Source organism: Rheinheimera sp. (assembly GCF_965283995.1).
Classification (GTDB): domain Bacteria; phylum Pseudomonadota; class Gammaproteobacteria; order Enterobacterales; family Alteromonadaceae; genus Pararheinheimera.
The window spans coordinates 643,678-661,395 of record NZ_CBDIQG010000001.1 but is presented as its reverse complement, the minus strand read 5'-3'; the positions used below and the strand labels follow the sequence as shown (position 1 = coordinate 661,395).

Annotated in this window: 14 protein-coding genes; 3 read left to right on the top strand and 11 right to left on the bottom strand. The window is 50.6% G+C overall.

All coding sequences use genetic code 11. The features are described from left to right. Positions 1-141 precede the first annotated feature (141 nt). On the top strand, positions 142-1,149 hold the full coding sequence (locus ACQ66Q_RS03040; RefSeq protein ID WP_430455433.1) for an extracellular catalytic domain type 2 short-chain-length polyhydroxyalkanoate depolymerase: 1,008 nt from the start codon (positions 142-144) through the stop codon (positions 1,147-1,149). 107 nt (positions 1,150-1,256) lie between these two features. Here ACQ66Q_RS03040 and ACQ66Q_RS03035 read toward each other — a convergent pair whose 3' ends face one another. The 6 genes from ACQ66Q_RS03035 to ACQ66Q_RS03010 form a co-directional block, all read right to left on the bottom strand. Continuing rightward, entirely contained in the window at positions 1,257-1,763 is a 507-nt protein-coding gene (locus ACQ66Q_RS03035; RefSeq protein WP_430455432.1) for an N-acetyltransferase family protein, read from the bottom strand. Positions 1,764-1,774: 11 nt separating this feature from the next. After that, positions 1,775-2,842 carry a beta-N-acetylhexosaminidase gene (gene nagZ, locus ACQ66Q_RS03030; RefSeq protein ID WP_430455431.1) on the bottom strand — a complete coding sequence of 356 codons (1,068 nt, stop codon included), beginning with the start codon at positions 2,840-2,842 and terminating at the stop codon, positions 1,775-1,777. 152 nt (positions 2,843-2,994) lie between these two features. Continuing rightward, positions 2,995-5,298: an acyl-CoA dehydrogenase gene (locus ACQ66Q_RS03025; RefSeq protein ID WP_430455430.1), complete on the bottom strand. Its 2,304-nt coding sequence runs from the start codon at positions 5,296-5,298 to the stop codon at positions 2,995-2,997. A gap of 62 nt (positions 5,299-5,360) precedes the next feature. Further along, the gene (locus tag ACQ66Q_RS03020) at positions 5,361-5,999 is read right to left on the bottom strand and encodes a TetR/AcrR family transcriptional regulator (RefSeq protein ID WP_377242363.1); all 639 of its coding nucleotides are present in this window, start codon (positions 5,997-5,999) and stop codon (positions 5,361-5,363) included. A 228-nt stretch (positions 6,000-6,227) separates the two neighbouring features. Next, a complete protein-coding gene (locus ACQ66Q_RS03015; RefSeq protein ID WP_430455429.1) occupies positions 6,228-9,326 on the bottom strand; it encodes a S8 family serine peptidase in 3,099 nt (1,032 codons plus the stop codon). Positions 9,327-9,607: 281 nt separating this feature from the next. Beyond that, positions 9,608-10,153: a hypothetical protein gene (locus ACQ66Q_RS03010; RefSeq protein ID WP_430455428.1), complete on the bottom strand. Its 546-nt coding sequence runs from the start codon at positions 10,151-10,153 to the stop codon at positions 9,608-9,610. A gap of 253 nt (positions 10,154-10,406) precedes the next feature. Between ACQ66Q_RS03010 and rimO the strand changes: the two genes are divergently transcribed. Next, the gene (gene rimO / locus ACQ66Q_RS03005; protein ID WP_430455427.1) at positions 10,407-11,720 is read left to right on the top strand and encodes a 30S ribosomal protein S12 methylthiotransferase RimO; all 1,314 of its coding nucleotides are present in this window, start codon (positions 10,407-10,409) and stop codon (positions 11,718-11,720) included. A 97-nt stretch (positions 11,721-11,817) separates the two neighbouring features. On the opposite strand, the gene ACQ66Q_RS03000 is transcribed toward rimO, so the two are convergent. The 5 genes from ACQ66Q_RS03000 to ACQ66Q_RS02980 form a co-directional block, all read right to left on the bottom strand. Next, entirely contained in the window at positions 11,818-12,006 is a 189-nt protein-coding gene (locus ACQ66Q_RS03000; RefSeq protein ID WP_208931155.1) for a hypothetical protein, read from the bottom strand. Positions 12,007-12,117: 111 nt separating this feature from the next. Next, positions 12,118-12,867 carry an NUDIX domain-containing protein gene (locus ACQ66Q_RS02995; protein ID WP_430455426.1) on the bottom strand — a complete coding sequence of 250 codons (750 nt, stop codon included), beginning with the start codon at positions 12,865-12,867 and terminating at the stop codon, positions 12,118-12,120. 8 nt (positions 12,868-12,875) lie between these two features. Further along, positions 12,876-14,078, bottom strand: a complete 1,203-nt coding sequence (locus ACQ66Q_RS02990) for an ABC transporter permease (RefSeq protein WP_430455425.1) — start codon at positions 14,076-14,078, stop codon at positions 12,876-12,878. Beyond that, complete coding sequence (locus tag ACQ66Q_RS02985) at positions 14,078-14,863, bottom strand: ATP-binding cassette domain-containing protein (protein WP_430455424.1); 786 nt, start codon at positions 14,861-14,863, stop codon at positions 14,078-14,080. The genes ACQ66Q_RS02990 and ACQ66Q_RS02985 overlap by 1 nt, the downstream gene beginning before the upstream one ends. Positions 14,864-14,894: 31 nt before the next feature. Continuing rightward, entirely contained in the window at positions 14,895-15,743 is an 849-nt protein-coding gene (locus tag ACQ66Q_RS02980) for a DUF3025 domain-containing protein (RefSeq protein ID WP_430455423.1), read from the bottom strand. Between the two features lie 168 nt (positions 15,744-15,911). Between ACQ66Q_RS02980 and asnB the strand changes: the two genes are divergently transcribed. Next, entirely contained in the window at positions 15,912-17,576 is a 1,665-nt protein-coding gene (asnB, locus tag ACQ66Q_RS02975) for an asparagine synthase B (protein ID WP_430455422.1), read from the top strand. Positions 17,577-17,718: the final 142 nt, after the last annotated feature.

The window sequence follows — 17,718 nt, the reverse complement described above, 5'->3', positions numbered from 1 at the left end:
AGCAGATAGCAGCATTCGGTGCCGCAACAACCAGACTGTACCAAAGCACTATTGACGAGACCACTGTGGCAAGACAAGCTCCGATCGAGCCCATATGATGTCAACATCATTCACCCTTTTTCACCGAACAGGATTGCCTTTATGCTGACCAGAACCGCAGTTGCCCCGACTCTTTTCACTGCCAGTTGTCTGATGTTGTTTCACACGCTGCCGGCCAACGCCAGCGACCTGCCAGCGCTGCAACTGCAACCCAAACTGTCCGTGTCGGGTCTGTCGTCTGGTGGCTACATGGCCAATCAGTTCCATCTGGCTTTTAGCGATAAAGTCACAGGCGCCGGCATTATCGCGGCGGGCCCATATGGCTGTGCGCAAAACGCCTTACAGGTTGCGCTCGAGCATTGTTTTAATAAAGACAGCAGTGCGCCAGACTTAACCAAAGCGGCGACATTGCTACAACAACAAGCCAGCGCCAGCACTATCGCGCCGTTGAGCAACATTAAAGACAGTCCGGTGTTTTTACTGCACGGTACCGCAGATAAAACTGTGCATAGCAAAGTCAGTGATGCTCTGGCAACGCAGTATCAGCAATTGGGTGCGAAAGTGCAGTATGTCAATGACAAGGCGTTTGGCCACAACTTCCCAACTGCCAACACAGGCGCCGGCTGCGAGCTGTCTGAGGCGCCTTATCTCGGAGCCTGTGGCTATGATGCCGCCGGCGCACTGCTCAAACATCTGTACCCTGAGTTAAAAGCCAAAACAGCTAAAACCACGGGTCAGCTGTTCGCACTGCAACAACAGGATCTGGCGGGTAATACGGCATCGTCTTTGGGCGAGACCGGCTATCTCTATGTGCCGCAAAGCTGCGCCAAAGGCAGTAGCTGTACCTTACACATCAGCTTTCATGGCTGCAAACAATACGCCGGAGCTGTCGGTGATGCTTATGCCAAAGGCACAGGATTGAATGAATGGGCCGATACCAACGACATCGTCGTGTTGTATCCACAGACTGAAAAAAGCGCCATGGTGCCGTTCAACCCCAATGGCTGCTGGGATTGGTGGGGTTATACCGACAGCAACTATGGCAATCAGCAAGGCCCGCAAATCAAAGCCGTGATGGCACTGGCAACATCGATTGGCTTTAAAGGTTAAGTAAGAGGTGGTGTTTTGCATTGCAGGTGGAGTGCTTTGGCACCCACCTGCAATTAGCCAGTCAGGTCCCGCTATCTGAACCTGACATCACAGCGGTTTGACGGGATTTAACCCGGAAACATGTCAGCCATCGCCTGTAACGTCTCGCCGGTCACCCGGTTAACCCGCCAGTCATGCAGCATCTGGGCACCCAATGACTGATAGAAATCAATGGCGGGCTGATTCCAGTCCAGCACTGACCATTCCAGCCGGCCACAATCACGCTCCACCGCTAACGTTGCCAGATAAGTGATCAGCGCCTTGCCTATCCCTAAGCCGCGCAAAGTCGGATCGACAAACAAATCTTCCAGATAGATGCCCGGCTTAGCCAGAAAGGTCGAGTAATTATGGAAAAACAACGCAAAGCCGGCAGGTTTTCCCTGATAATCGGCAATCACGACTTCAGCGTACGCTTTGTCACCAAACAAAGTAGCAGCGAGTTTCGCTTCGTCCGCCACCACCATATCGAGTAACTTTTCATAGTCCGCCAGCTGGCGGATAAAACTTAAAATCTGCGGCACATCATTGGCTGTGGCGAGCCGTAAACTTAAGCCGGCGATCCGGGTTTCAATCATCAAAAGCGTCCTTAAGTTCGTTCGACAATACCAGCAGAGCTGACGCCGCCGGTGAGTTCAACCGCCCGCAGGCGCACCGCCAGTTCCACCGCTTCGCGATACCGCGGGCTTTGCGTCAGCTGTGCTTCTGTGGTGGTGTTGTGATGTTTGAGCCGGCCAAGACGCGCACTGCTGTGCTGCCAGAACGCCTGCGGCAAGGTATCCAGTACTTCAATGGCCCCTTTACGGTCATTGCAGACCAGGATCATGTCACAGCCTGCGGCTAAAGCAGCTTCCGCCCGTTGCTGATAATTTCCGGCCTGATGCGCACCGGCCATGCCCAAATCATCGCTAAAAATCACGCCATCAAACTGCATCTGACCGCGTAACACGGTTTGCAGCCAATAATCAGAGAAACCAGCGGCTTTATCACAAAAGGCCGGATAGACCACATGCGCCGGCATCACGGCATCCAGTGCACCAGCTTTGGCAAGCTCACGGAAAATAAACAGATCCAGCCCTTCAATCGCTTCGCGGCTGCGGTTATCTACCGGCAGTTGCAGATGCGAATCTTCTTTAACAGAACCATGACCCGGGAAATGTTTGCCAGTGGTTTTCATGCCGGCGCCATGCATACCTTTGGCAAAGGCTTGCACCATCGCAATAACTTGTTTGGCATCTGGCGAAAACGCCCGGTTGCGGATCACATCACAAACACCCCAGACATCAGCGACTGGTGCAAATGAAATATCAATGTCCTGCGTTAGCACTTCCATTGCCATCAGCCATGCCATCTCAGTGGCATACTGCTGCGCTTTGGTTAAATCGCCACCAGCGCCTGGTAAAATCTGCCCCATCGCCGGGATCAACGTGAATTCCGGCCGGAACCGCTGCACGCGGCCACCTTCGTGGTCGACCGCCAATAACAATGGGTTGCGGCTGGCGGCGCGGGTGCGGCGCACTAACTCGCGCAGCTGGGCTTTATCCTGATAATTACGGGTAAAATAAATCACCCCGCCGACGGCCGGATGGTCTAACAATTCAATTTCTTCAGCAGTGATTTCCGGACCCTGCAGGTCCAGCATGACAGATCCAAACATGCGGCGTTTTATCTCTTGATGTTATATGCAGAAATGGGCATTTACTTTACCCGATAGGCCGACAGAAGGCTATGGCCTGCGTTTGCTCCTGCATAAACAAAAACCCCAGCATGCTCACGCACACTGGGGTTTTTCTATGGTTTACAGTGGGTTCAGGCTTGCAGTGCGCGACTTTCCAAATCGCCGGGCTTAAAGCTGTCAACACTGATCGCAGCAAAACGTAGTTTGTTCATTTGCTCCAGTTGCATCACTTCTTCAGCACTCAACACACCAGCTTCAGCGGCTTTGTTGATGGTCACGTCCAGAGGCAATTTACGCGCAATCTTGCCGTCTTTTTGCGCCTGGAAGATTTTCTTCATCAGTGGCTGTGCTGCGTGCACGGCCAGGAAGGCTTGTTCCATCGAGCCGGTCGGATCGTTTTCGCCTTCACCTAAATAGCACAGGTGCGTCAGACGGTCACGGATCACGCTTGGTTTTAACAGCGCATCAGAGATCTGCATCGCCATTTCATCATCCGGCAGCTGGTAGTTGATACCAAATGGGAATACCAGACCTTTTAACAGCTTGCCAACCAGGCGGTTCGGGAAGTTGCTGAAGAAACCGGCAAAAGCGCGACCGATTTCGTACAAATTGCGCTGCACGCTGTAATGCACGAACGGCAGATCGGCAACCTGACGGCCATTGTCTTCATAGAATTTCAGCACAGCAGATGCGATATATAAGTGACTCAGCACATCACCTAAACGAGCTGACAGCATCTCTTTGCGTTTTAAATCACCGCCCAGCATCAGCATTGAGAAGTCGGCGCACAGCGCCAGGCCATTACTCATCCGCGTCAGTTGTTTGTAGTACTGTGCAGTTTCACCAGCAACCGGTGACTTGTTAAATGCACCTGCAGTCAGGCCCTGGAATAAGGCACCAAAAGTGTTGCCCAGTGCAAAGCCAACGTGTTTTAACAGCAGCTCGTCAAATTGCTTCAGACCGGCTTCGCTGTCTGGATTGGCCGCAGCTTCCAGCTCTTTTAACACGTACGGATGGCAGCGGGTTGCACCCTGACCGAAGATCATCAGGTTACGGGTCAGAATGTTGGCGCCTTCAACGGTAATAGAGATTGGCACACCCATGTAACCGTGTGCCAGGTAGTTCTTCGGACCACACTGAATGGCACGACCGGCATGGATATCAAATGAATCGTTCAGCAGGGTGCGTGACATTTCTGTCATGTGATACTTAGCAATGGCTGTGACTACTGACGGGCTTAATTTCAGATCGATAGCACCAGCCGTCATCACCCGCATCGCTTCTAAGCTATACGTCAAGCCACCGATGCGGCCCAATGATTCCTGTACGCCCTCAAACTTACCAATCGACAAACCAAACTGCTGACGCACATAGGCATAAGCACCGGTCATCCGTGTGGCCAGATGGCCTGTTGCCGTGCCCAGCGCCGGCAGTGAAATACCACGGCCCGCAGACAGACATTCCACCAGCATGCGCCAGCCGCGACCGACATAAGCCGGACCACCGATCACCCAATCGAGCGGAATAAACACGTCTTTGCCGTATGTAGTCCCGTTCATAAACGCCATGTTCATCGGGAAGTGACGATCACCAATCTGCACGCCTTCATGCGAGGTTGGGATCAGCGCACAAGTGATACCGATGTCTTCTTTATCACCGAGCAGATTCTCCGGGTCATACAGCTTAAACGCCAGACCCAGCACACTGGCAACCGGTGCCAGCGTGATGTAACGCTTATCCCAGTTCAGCCGGATGCCGATGACTTCCTTGCCTTCAAACTGGCCTTTACAGATGACGCCATTGTCCGGAATACCACCAGCATCTGAACCCGCTTCCGGGCCAGTTAAAGCAAAACATGGCACTTCTTTACCGGCAGCCAGACCTGGTAACCAACGGTCTTTTTGTTCCTGCGTACCGTAGTGCATCAGCAGCTCGCCCGGGCCTAACGAGTTTGGCACCATCACGGTCACTGCGGCAGTTAAACTGCGGGTTGCAATACGCGATACGATCGTTGAGTTGGCAATCGCCGAGAACTCACGGCCACCGTAGGCTTTTGGGATAATCATCGCAAAGAAACCGTTGGCTTTGATGTAGTTCCACACGTCTGTCGGCAGGTCACGTTGTTCCTGCACGATTTTGTAGTCGTCCAGCATTTTCAGCAGCGTTTCGACTTCGTTATCAAGGAACGATTGCTCTTCGGCACTTAACTGTGGTTTTGGGATCTGATGCAGTTTCTGCCAGTCTGGTTTGCCTTTAAACAGTTCACCATCCCACCAGACGTCCCCTGCTTCCATCGCTTCGCGCTCTGTGTCCGACAGCGGCGGCAGTATTTTTTTGAAAATGGCGAAAATAGGCTTGGTGATCAGGTTGCGCCGGATATCGGTCACACCCAACACCACTGCCAGGGCAACGATGAGCACAAATAAAATAAACATAACGTGTTCCTCAGATCTGCAGGGTTAAACGGTTATTACTTATCAATCAGGGTCTTAAAAAACTATGCCGCTGACGGCGCGGCTATACCGGCCGCCAGATACGGAATTAAGCGTTGGATCACGCCGTCGATTTCGACGGTTTCATTAAAATCGGCCGCAGCGATATCTTTCAGTGCGACGTTCGATGCCATAGTGAATACGATGGTGCCGAGCGAAAAGTGCAATCGCCAGAAGATTTCACTGGCGGGTAATGCCGGGCAGCTTTGTTGCACCAGCAGTACAAATTTGTCGAGGGTACGGCCATAATGATGGTTAAAGAACCAGCGTAAATGGCCCTGTACGTCGGTATAACCACGGCCTAGCAACTGTAGAAAAGTACTGGTGCCCTGTGGTTGCACCTGGCCAAGTTCAAGCAAAGGTTCGACAAACACCGACAGAACTGTCGTCAGCTGATTGGGCTGCTGTGCTGACAACAGGCGATTAAACTCCTGATCTAAACGCGGCATCAGCACTGCGAGATAACGCTGTAACACCGCCTGAATTAATTCTTTTTTTGAGCCAAAATGGTAATTAACCGATGCGAGGTTCACTTCAGCCAGACTGGTGATCTGACGCAATGAAGTCGCACTGAAGCCGGTTTCAGCAAATAGCTGTTCAGCGGCTTCCAGAATTTTCAGTTGTGTGCTTTGTTTATTGCTCATAAGCAGGCTTCAGATCTCAGCAAAACCATTAACTGGTCTTATCAGTAACGAATTTAAACATCTGTTTGAAATGTACGTTTGAAATAATTTGAAGTCAAGCGACAACCGCGAAATAGCGCTATTTCGCTGAGAATACGGACGATTTCTGCACAAAAAAAATCCCCCGGTTAAGCCGGGGGATTTGCTGTCAGCGTCTGTTGAAAAACGCCGGGTATTTGTTACTCAGTGTTATTTCGCAAACACTTCCAATAAGGTTGAAGTCCGGGCAGTACCTTTTGCGTCATGCAGTGTCACGACACCCATGTAAGGTAATGCGCCAGCCACCAGATTTTTGGTAGAGACTGTGATCACGTTTGGACGACCTTTCACTGCACGGGTGCTGGCAGTTAAAGTACTGGTGGCTGTATTTGCTTTGTCAACAATCCAGTACGCCAGTGTGTAGTTCACTTTGGCTGCGCCTTTTAAGTCACGGGCATGTGCCCAAACGATGTAGACGTCGCCGTTCGCTGCGTTATTTGCAGGCGCCGGATTACGTAACACGATGTCTTCATTAGCTTCTGCATTTTGCGATACCGCAACGCTTGAACAGCTCCACGCTACACAGCGATAGACATACAAGTCCATATCTGGTGCAGGCAGATTGGTCAAACCATTGCGCAGGGTGAAACGAGCAACCTGAGTACCTGCTGGTACTGTCAGAATATGCGTGCCCAGCGTCGCTTCGTTAAAGCCGAAGGTTTTGTCCGGATCCTGCGTTGCCGTTGCTGCTGAACCGAAGGCCTGTGACAGACCAAACAGTTTGCCAGACGTTACACCTGAATAAGCCATGTCAGCGGTGAAAGATACACGGCCTGATGCGGCAGCGACCTGAGTCGTCAACGAACCTGGTGCAATGATCGCATCTGGTTCCATTGGTTTGACGACCAGCGGACTACGGACGTTGTGCACGCCGTCAGTCAGCGTCAGGCTACCAAATGCCCACTTATTCAATACAGCACTGCTGTTCGGCGTTAACGTCAGAGCGTATACCGCCTTGCCATTTGCCGGTACGTCAAGACTGCTGGCTTCAACCAGCTGACCTGCTGCATTTAACGTTTTAAATACCACGTCAACACCGGCTGGCGCTTGGATCACCGGGCGATAGTTAGCATTGCTGCCACCCACGTTGGTGACGACACGGACCACTGTTTTCGCGGCTTTCAGCTGAGATACAGAAATCGACGGGTAGTTCAGCTGAGTCGCATCGGTCGGATAACCAGCAGCAACATAGGCCGCACAGTCATAACCTGAGGCACTTTTTACGAATGCAGTGTTACCGATCCCACACAGGAAGGCGTAGTAATCCAGTGCGCTGGCGTCATACACCAGACCTGGATCCATTGCTTTCACCGGTGCAGCATGGCCGGCACCGAAATCAAACGGGTCAGCCAGTACTGAAGAGCTGGCTTTGGTCACGCTTTGGTGTGCAGTCGTCATTAACGCTGATTTCACCATAGCCGGCGTCCAGTCCGGATGCTGTTCAATCAACAATGCAGCCATACCTGCAATGTGCGGGCTCGACATTGAAGTCCCGGACATAAAGGTAAAGTCATTGCCTTTTGGTTTGGTGAAAGTTGTTGGCGTTGCAGCAGCCAGCACATTGACACCTGGCGCCGTGATATCCGGCTTCAGAATGTCATAAGAGGCTTTGTTTGGACCTTTTGACGAGAAGTCTGCCATCGCGTTAGACAACAGGTTTGGATCCAGCGTGACATTAACCGTTGCGCCGCCGTTTACCGCAGCTGCAATCGAGGCGCCATCGCTCAGGCTCACCATCACACCCGGGATTTTCGGGCCTGACGCTAATGTACCGCCCATCGCGATTGGGTTACCGGCCACACTGTTGTAGGCCAAAATTGCAGATGCGCCCGCATTTTGTGCGTTCAACACTTTGTCTGCGAAACCACAGGTACCACGTTGGATCAATACGACTTTACCAGCAACATCAGCAGCATTGGTCAATGGAGTACAGCCCAGTGCTGGCTGAGCAACCACAACATTACCAGTGACAGCGCCGGTCACACTCAGTGGTTTTGTCACAGTGCCTTCAATGGCGGTCATTTTATTTACGCCAAGGCCACTGTTAACGCCGATAGCATTGACAGAGAAACCTGAAGCAGCAACGCTGACTACCCATGGAGCTGGCGTGCCAACAGTTTCAATTGCGTTGTTACCGCCATCGTTACCGGCAGAAACTGACACTAAAACACCAGCCTGAGTTGCCCGCAGTTTTGCCGCCACGGAAATGGTGGTTAAATCTGTGCGGCTACCACCGATGGAGTAGTTGATGACGTCAACGCCATCTGCCACTGCAGCATCAATTGCTGCCATGGTATCGCCGTAGAAACATCCGCGCTCCTGTGCACCGGCTGGTGACACATAGTCGCTGTTCCAACAGGCTTTATACACAGCAATACGAGCGCGTGGCGCGATACCGGTGATATTGCCATAGCTTTGCCCACCGATACTGGCGGCTACGTTGGCATTACCGGCCGCTGTACTGGCTGTGTGACTGCCGTGACTGTCGGCATCGCGTGGAGAAATAAATTCACCAGGTTGGATCGCGTACACAGACTGGAACGAATCTTTGAAGTAACGCGCACCGATCATTTTATTGTTACAGGCAAAATCTGCATCCTGGCCTTTATCACAGGTACCTTTAAACCGGGCCAGTGGCGCATAGGAACCATCGTCGGCAAAACTTGGATTGGCTGGAGAAATACCAGTATCCACGATACCAACGATAATGTTTTCACCTTTGATACCCAGCGTATGCTGGCCATCAGGACCGGTCAGACCGAGCAACGCAGGTGTGCGTGATGTGGTGACTTGTTCTGGTTTATCTTCCCAAACCCCAACTACGTCTGGGTGCATCCGCAGTTGTGATGCCTGTTCTGCCGTCATGCGCGCAGAAAAACCGTTAAATGTATGGGTGTAAGAATAAATTAAACCGGTGTTGCTGTACTGGCTGGCCAGTTTTTGTTGCAGCTGTTTTAAGCCAGCGTTGTAAGCAACAATTTGCGGATTAGTACTGTCGTACAAGTTCAGCGCTGTGCCTACAGGTGCATTGTTAGGTGTCAGCTGACCTAAATCAGCCGCTTTCTCTACGCCGGATTTACCAACCAGTTGCACGATATAAGTGGCGATTGCCTGAGATTCAGCAGGCGTTGTCAGTTTGTTGGTATCGATTTTTACTTCATAACCAGCAGCTTGAACTGTGGCAGTCTGACAGACGGCAGCGATTGCCAGTGCCAGCACACTGAAACGTGAGCATTGCAGATATTTCATTAACGTTCTCCGGATTTTCCGTCATCAACTGATTTTTTGTCCCACTAGTTGTAATTGTCATTCGGTTGTCATGCGGCGCCTGTATCTTTTCGGCGGCTCTGACGACGTCATTTGACAGTCGCTGTCAATTTTTTCGACACTATTACGCGGCGACTAAATTTCACAATTAATTACATTTGTAGTGTTGACGTAGCTTTGCAGCTTTTTTGTTTACAATTGACTTCGGTTTTATTTTAATTATTTTGTAAATTTTTTTGACAATCAATATAACCAGCGTTGGCTTATGCGGCCTGACGACGACGTAACATCAGTCCAGCAAAACCCAGCATTAACAGGGCGGCGGAAGCAGGTGCGCTGACTGCTGTTGAACCAGGAGTGACGAGTGTATCGTCTGTAAAGATCACAGAAGCTGGATCATCGAATGCTTTGCTCGCATCGCGTAAGTCGAAAAAGCTCAGATCCAATGCAACATCGTTGACGCCGAAGAAATTGTATTGGTTGTTGCTATCGCTAACGTCAAAAGACAGGAAGCTGAAACCTGCGTATAAATTGTCCATATCAAATTCAGCTTCAAACAGCGGGGCTGGTTTCGCAACGTCGGTACCAAACAGTTTGAAACTGCTCCAGCCGTAGGCTTTATAGATGCTGCCAGACCATTGCACGGCCTGAGTTGGGTCAACCACTAACTGACCAAACAGCACCAGGCTATTGTCAGCGTTTTTACCCCAAAAATCCTGTTTGATCACCAGACCTGCATGTGCTGGGGTCAGTGCTGTAGCCGCGGCAATGGCCAGACCAAACATAGTTACTAACATTTTCTTAAACATGGTTACCTCTGAATTTAAGTAAGGATTTTATTTTTTATGCTAGTCATTTTTGACTGTAAAACTTTAAGCATATACGGTGCCATTAATTAACGATTTTCTTGCATTCTGTCTATTCGATTAATTTTTCAACGACCTGCAGGCACTTCCTGCACTTTATTTGGTGGCAATATCGCAACGTTGCTAAATGCAGCTGGTGAGGCGGGGTTAAATTGGTTTAAAATACCGCCCCATTTTCGCCAAGGTATAAAGAAATATGTCGCAACCAAAAGTTGGTTTTGTCAGTCTGGGCTGTCCCAAGAACCTGGTAGATTCTGAGCGGATCCTGACGCAGCTCAAAATCGAAGGCTACAACATAGTCCCAAGCTACGACGACGCAGAACTTGTGATCGTCAATACCTGTGGTTTTATCGACAGTGCCGTGCAGGAGTCTCTGGACACTATCGGCGAAGCGTTGGCAGAAAATGGCAAAGTTATTGTGACCGGCTGTCTCGGTGCCCGTGAAGACGAAATTCGTCAGGTTCATCCGAATGTACTGGGGATCACCGGACCACACGCCTATGAAAATGTGCTGAGCCAGGTACATCAGTTTGTGCCTAAGCCTAAATATGACCCGTTCTTGCAGTTGGTGCCTGATACCGGCGTCAAACTGACGCCAAAACATTACGCTTATTTAAAGATCTCCGAAGGCTGCAACCATCGTTGTACGTTCTGCATTATTCCATCAATGCGCGGTGACTTGGTCAGCCGTCCAATCGGTGAAGTGCTCGATGAAGCGCAGCGTCTGAAAAATGCCGGCGTCAAAGAGTTATTAGTGATCTCTCAGGACACCAGCGCTTATGGCGTCGACGTCAAGCACCGCACCGGTTTCTGGAATGGCGCGCCGGTCAAAACCTCCATGCAGTCGTTGTGTGAAGCGCTGTCTGCGATGGGAATTTGGGTACGGCTGCATTATGTCTATCCATATCCACACGTCGACGATGTGATCCCACTGATGGCCGAAGGTAAACTACTGCCCTACCTCGACATTCCGTTTCAACACGCCAGCCCGCGTATTCTGAAACTGATGAAGCGGCCGGGTCAGGCTGAGCGCACATTAGAGCGCATCAAAAAATGGCGTGAGATCTGCCCTGAGCTGACCATCCGCTCGACGTTCATCGTCGGCTTTCCGGGCGAAACAGAAGAAGAATTCCAGGAATTACTCGATTTCCTCGAACAAGCGCAGCTGGACCGCGTTGGCTGTTTTAAATACAGCCCGGTTGAAGGCGCTAAAGCCAATGAATTGCCAGATCCGGTGCCGGAAGAAATCAAAGAAGAGCGTTATCATCGGTTTATGGCAACCCAGCAAAAGATCAGCGCTGCGCGTCTGCAAGCAAAAATTGGCCGCACTATCGACGTGCTGATTGATGAAGTGGACGACGAAGGCGCGATTGGCCGTAGTTTCGCCGACGCACCGGAAATTGACGGCGCGGTCTATTTAAATGGTGAAACGTCGCTCAAACCCGGTGACGTGGTAAAAGCAGTGGTTGAAGCTGCAGACGAATATGATTTGTGGGCAAACCGGCTGTAAGCTGCTTTGACTGACATAAATTAGAAAACCGCCAGACGGCGGTTTTTTTATTTGGTATCCATGGCGCCAGCTGTGACTGGCCAGCACGGAGTGATGTTTATCTGCGGGCCCGAAATGGTTGTTCTGCCCAGGGTTGCTGTTCTAATGCGTCTAACAGCTCATTGATTTCATCGGCGTCCAGTGCCACTTTGCGAAAATGCGAGATTAACGCGTCCCGGTTATAGCCTTGCGCCTGATAGCGCTGTGCAGTTTCCAAATGGATTTTCTTGACGAACTCAGAGGTCATGGGCCCGCTCCTGTTGGCTGTAGGGGTATCAAATCCTGCCTAAGCGCTGGTCATTTTTCAAGCATAAATCTGCAGAAGTTTATAAGCCTCTGGATCGTAACAGGATCTATTTTAAAAACCCTGAAACAGCTCAAAACCCAAAGGACCAGCCTGATAGGACGGCAATTCCCGCGCGGTCCAGATCGGACTTTCAAGTGCGCCCTGCACTAACAGCTTGTTATAAGGATGCGCCAGCGGATCGGCCAAAAATGCCTGTGGATCAAACCAGGCCGCTTCGGCAATTTCGCGCAGATCTGCACAAACGTCGGTTTGCTGGCTGCTAAGTTTGGCCACCAGATATAGATTTGATGCACCAAACTGGCCTTGATGATGATGTCGCATCGCAAACCAGCCCTGAAAAACTGCGGCGACCCCGGTTTCTTCCAATACTTCCCGCTGTAGCGCCTCGACAAAATGTTCCTGTGTTTCCACCATACCGCCGGGCAATTTAAAATATGCTGGCTTGTTGCCTGGTAATGGCCATTCACGTACCAATAAAATCTGGCCTAGCTGATTAAACACTGCGGCGCCAACGCCAATACTATGCGTGGCTGCCAGTGGCAGATAAGCGTCAGGTTGCAGACGCTTTACCAGTGTGATGTTGGTGCCCTGCACATGGTGATAGCCGAAACCATGTTGCAGCGCCGGTGCTATAAAGGCCGTTTCTGCAGCGTTAAACGTCAGCCAACACAGCTTATAGCTGTCTGCTAGTGCCGGCAATTCGCTCTGTAGCCAGCGCGCAAAAGCGTCGACGCCGATGTCTGCAGCATCGAGACTGCCGCCAGCCAAAACTGCAGCACCATAAGGATTTATTGTCAGCATTGCATTTATCACCGGAATAACACCTTCTCGCGCTGGAACCAACTGACACAAAACGCAATCAATACACCTGCCAGTACCACAGTAGAAGCGATCACCAGCGTTAAAATCCCCATATCGATAGTGCCTTTCACCAGCTCTTTAATACACAAGGAGATATTGGTCATTGGGATCAATGCCGTTTTCCAGTTCAGTTCAACCCCCGGTAACAGTGCCAGCGCCAGCGGTACAAACACCAGAATACTCATCGGACCGATATAATTTTGCGCTTCTTTAAAACTGCGGGCATAAATCGACAGCGACAATAATGCACTGGCGAAAATCATCGTCAGCGGGATCAGCATCGCGAGGATCAGCATCAAATCAGCAAAACCGAGCGCTGACATCGCCTTCGCGACCACATCAACACCCGCCAGCGAGCCAATCAGATAACCCCAGCCACCAAAACTCAACACGGTAATCAATGCCGTGGCCAACCCTGTGGTCAACACCGTCAAAAATTTACCCAGTACCAGGCTGCTGCGGCTGATCGGACAAATCAATAAAGTCTCCAGCGTGCCGCGTTCTTTTTCGCCGGCACCGATATCAATTGCCGGGTACGAGCAGCCCATAAAACATAACGGTACCAACAGATATGCAATCCAGCCGCCCAGTTTTTCACCTAAATTTTCGCGATTTTCCGCGCTGGATACTTTATTGATCTGCACCGGTTCTAATATTGCATCGACCTGTTTACCGGTAACACCTACTGACTCCAGCCGCGCTAACTGCAGCTGCCGGCTATAGTCTTTGACTAAATCTTTCAAATAGTTGCCAATTAAATCCAGCACCGGCGCCGTGTTATAAATCACAGTCCATTGGCTCTGAGATAACTCGGTTGAGTCACCAACAAAATCGGCCGGAATAATGACAGCAAGGTCAAACTGACCGTCACGAATGGCCTGACGCAGCGCTTCTGGCTCAGTCAACTCTGTCGAAACCTGTTTAAAATTCTTGTGATAAAACAGCTGGCCGGCAAATGCCGGCGCTTTGTCGGCATTGATAATGACGTATTTGTGCTCTTCAGCCTGCGCGCTGGCCGTGACGTTGGCCGCCACCAAACCAAGCAAGCCGAAAATCACCGGGAAAATCAGCACCGGTAACAAAATCACAAACATTAAGGTTTTACGATCCCGACTCAGCTCTAATAATTCTTTTAGATACACTTGCCACATCAGACTGACTCCTGCTTGATCACCGACATAAACGCCTGACGTAAATCGCCTTCTGCGCTTAACTGGCGAAATGCCGCCAGACTACCGTTAAAGGCACTGATCCCCTGGTTAATCACCACCACACGGTCACACAGACTGCTGACTTCATCTAAGTGGTGGGTCGAGAAAATCACCGGAGTGCCGGCCATTTTTAACGCCCGGATAAAATCCAGCACCGTTTGTGTGGTCATAATATCGAGACCCGTGGTTGGTTCATCCAGCACCACCAATGCAGGCGAATGCACGACCGCGCGGGCAATGGCAGTTTTTTGCTTCATACCGGAAGACATCAGTTCCGCGCGGCGGCTGGCAAAGCTATGCATATCCAGCAGCGTGAACAACTCGTCGATACGCCGGCGCAAAGCCGCTTCCGTCATGCCATGCAAGCGGGCAAAATATGCGACGTTTTCAAAAGCCGTCAGCCGGCCATACAGCCCGGTACTACTGGATAAAAATCCGATGCGACGGCGCGCCAATAACGGGTCTCGCAGCACATCTTTACCATCCATCAGGATCGCGCCGGCATCTGGTTTTAAAGCAGTGGATAACATCCGCAGCGTGGTGGTCTTGCCGGCGCCATTGGGTCCGAGCAGGCCAATCACCTCCCCGTTCTCGCAATTAAAACTAACATCACGGACTGAACAAAAACTGCGACCGGTATAACGCACATCCTGTAATTCGGCTTCACTGAGCTTCTGGCCTTTCTCGAGCGCAAAAGCTTTTGCCAGTTGACGGATTTCAATCATATTTTTTTAGTTTCCCTGTGCGAGTGCAGCTTTACAAACCATTGGCAGTCGCTTGCCGTTTTGGCCGGAAATAACTGACATCCTGATAAAAAACCGCAGTCTGTAACTCCTGATACCAACCGGGAATGCCCAATAATGGCAAAGGACTCATCTGCTGCCGAAAATCAGTTAACGTGAATTCTGCAATTTGTTTACTTAATGCAGTATCAACGAATTCAAGCTGTTGCTGCAATGACCAAAAACAAAATTCTGCCGGCACCGATAGTGGCCATAATTTCGCAGTCAGACCGATAAAGGGCCGCGTCAGCATTTCATAATTGGCATGACCAAAAATCAACGGCGTCACCCCGTTGCCGTGATGCCAACGATCCCGTTCTGACCAGAAAGCCTGCTGCCATAGATGCGCGCGCAATGCCTGCACCAGATCCTGTTGATCTGGCGGGCATAACAACAAAACACCACATTCATCAAATAACGTCAGCTGGTGGCGTAGCGCTGAACGGTTTTTACTGCCATGCAAAGCGATTTCACTCAGGTGGCGCTGATTCAACGCTTGTTTGCTGTTGGGAAACAACGTCCAGATGCAGGCACCAAATAAATCATGCCAGTTGTCGGTACGGGTTGGCACTTGTTGGGTGTCGGCGATAAACACCTCGTAATAACGCGGATCGTGCTGACAGGTTAGCGCATCGACAAAGCCCACCACACTGTTTAGGTGCAATTGCTGTAGCCAGTCAGTTAGTACTGCCGGTGTTGGAAAACTTGATTGCTCGGACAGCGGCAATGCCGCGCAAAGCCACCGGTAAGCCGGATGATCACAGAGGATTTGAGCATCCCATTGCTCTGGCGCAACAAAACGTTGATTTTTGACAACTATCATTAGATTGACCGCACCACTGAAAGGCTCCAGGCCTGGTTACTTTGCAAAAAGCGGTAAAAAGCGCTTGCAATTTCTGCCCATGCTGGCAGAGTCAGGGAGGTACGTCTAAACGTACATACTGCCAAATGAAATGATTTTTTTCGGATTAACCAATACGGAGTTTTTACCATGTGTTCGATATTTGGGGTGCTTGACATCAAAACGGATGTTAAAGCGTTGCGTCAGCAGGCGCTACAGTTATCTAAGTTATTACGCCACCGCGGTCCTGACTGGTCTGGGGTCTGGAATGATAATAATGCCATCCTCGTACATGAACGTCTGGCGATTGTAGATACTGAGAACGGTGCACAACCGCTGATTAACCCAAATCGAAATCACATTCTGGCAGTGAATGGTGAGATTTATAATCACAAGAATTTAGAGAAGAATTTAACCGTCGACTACAGCTTCCAAACCAAATCGGACTGTGAAGTGATCCTACCGCTTTACTTGGAGCATGGTGCGGAATTTATTGACCAGTTACAGGGTATGTTTGCCTTTATCCTGTATGACGCCGAACAGCAGCGTTATCTGATCGCCCGCGACCATATTGGCATTATTCCGCTGTATTACGGTTATGACGAGCATGGCCAGCTGTATGTCGCGTCGGAATTAAAGGCTTTAGTGCCAGTCTGCAAACAAATGCAGGAATTCCCGCCTGGACATTATTTCGATTCGAAGATCGGTAAGCTGGTGAAATACTATCAGCGCAGCTGGATGAGCTATGACGCCGTCAAAGATAATCCGGCAAACCTCGGCGAACTCAAAGCGGCATTGGAACAGTCAGTGAAAAGTCACCTGATGTCTGACGTGCCATATGGTGTGTTGTTATCAGGTGGTTTGGATTCAAGCCTGATCTCAGCCATTACACAGCAATTTGCCCGTAACCGCGTCGAAGACGATGGTGCTTCTGAAGCCTGGTGGCCACGTTTGCACTCTTTTGCAGTTGGTTTGCCTGGATCGCCGGATTTAAAAGCTGCCCGTACTGTCGCTGACGCTATCGGCACCGTACACCATGAAGTGAACTTCACGGTGCAGGAAGGTATCGATGCACTGCGCGATGTGGTGTATTTCCTCGAAACTTATGACGTCACCACCATCCGCGCCTCGACACCGATGTATCTGATGGCGCGCAAAATTAAGGCGATGGGCATCAAAATGGTGCTGTCTGGTGAAGGTTCAGACGAGATCTTCGGTGGTTATCTGTATTTCCATAAAGCGCCGAATGCCAAAGAGTTCCACGAAGAAACATTACGCAAACTGGACCGGCTGCATATGTTCGACTGCAACCGTGCCAACAAAGCGATGTCGGCCTGGGGTATTGAAGCCCGGGTGCCATTCCTTGACAAACATTTTATGGATGTGGCGATGCAGTTGAACCCACAAGCCAAAATGTGTGGCAACGGCAAAATGGAAAAACACATTCTGCGTGAAGCTTTTGAAGGGCTGCTGCCAAAAGAAATTTTATGGCGGCAAAAAGAGCAGTTCTCCGATGGGGTTGGTTACAGCTGGATTGACAGCTTAAAAGCCTTCGCCGAAAAAGAGGTGTCGGACCAACAAATGGCCACCGCCAGCTTCCGCTTCCCGATTAATACGCCGGATACCAAAGAAGGTTATTTATACCGGACCATCTTTGAGGAACATTTCCCCCATCCGGCTGCGATTGCCTGCGTGCCTGGCGGTAAATCAGTCGCCTGTTCGACTCCAGAAGCCTTAGCCTGGGATGCAAAAATGGCGCAACTGACCGACCCATCGGGCCGCGCAGTGCGTGATGTGCACGAACAAGGTTATTAAATCGATAAAACAGCCCCGGCCCAGTGCCGGGGTTGTTTTTTCTGGCCTTGATCAGTCCGCAAGGGCTGATTTCGTCGCAGTCCTCCATGCACTTCTCTCACTGCTGTATTCCGGCTGGCGAATTTCTGCTAAATTAGCCGCT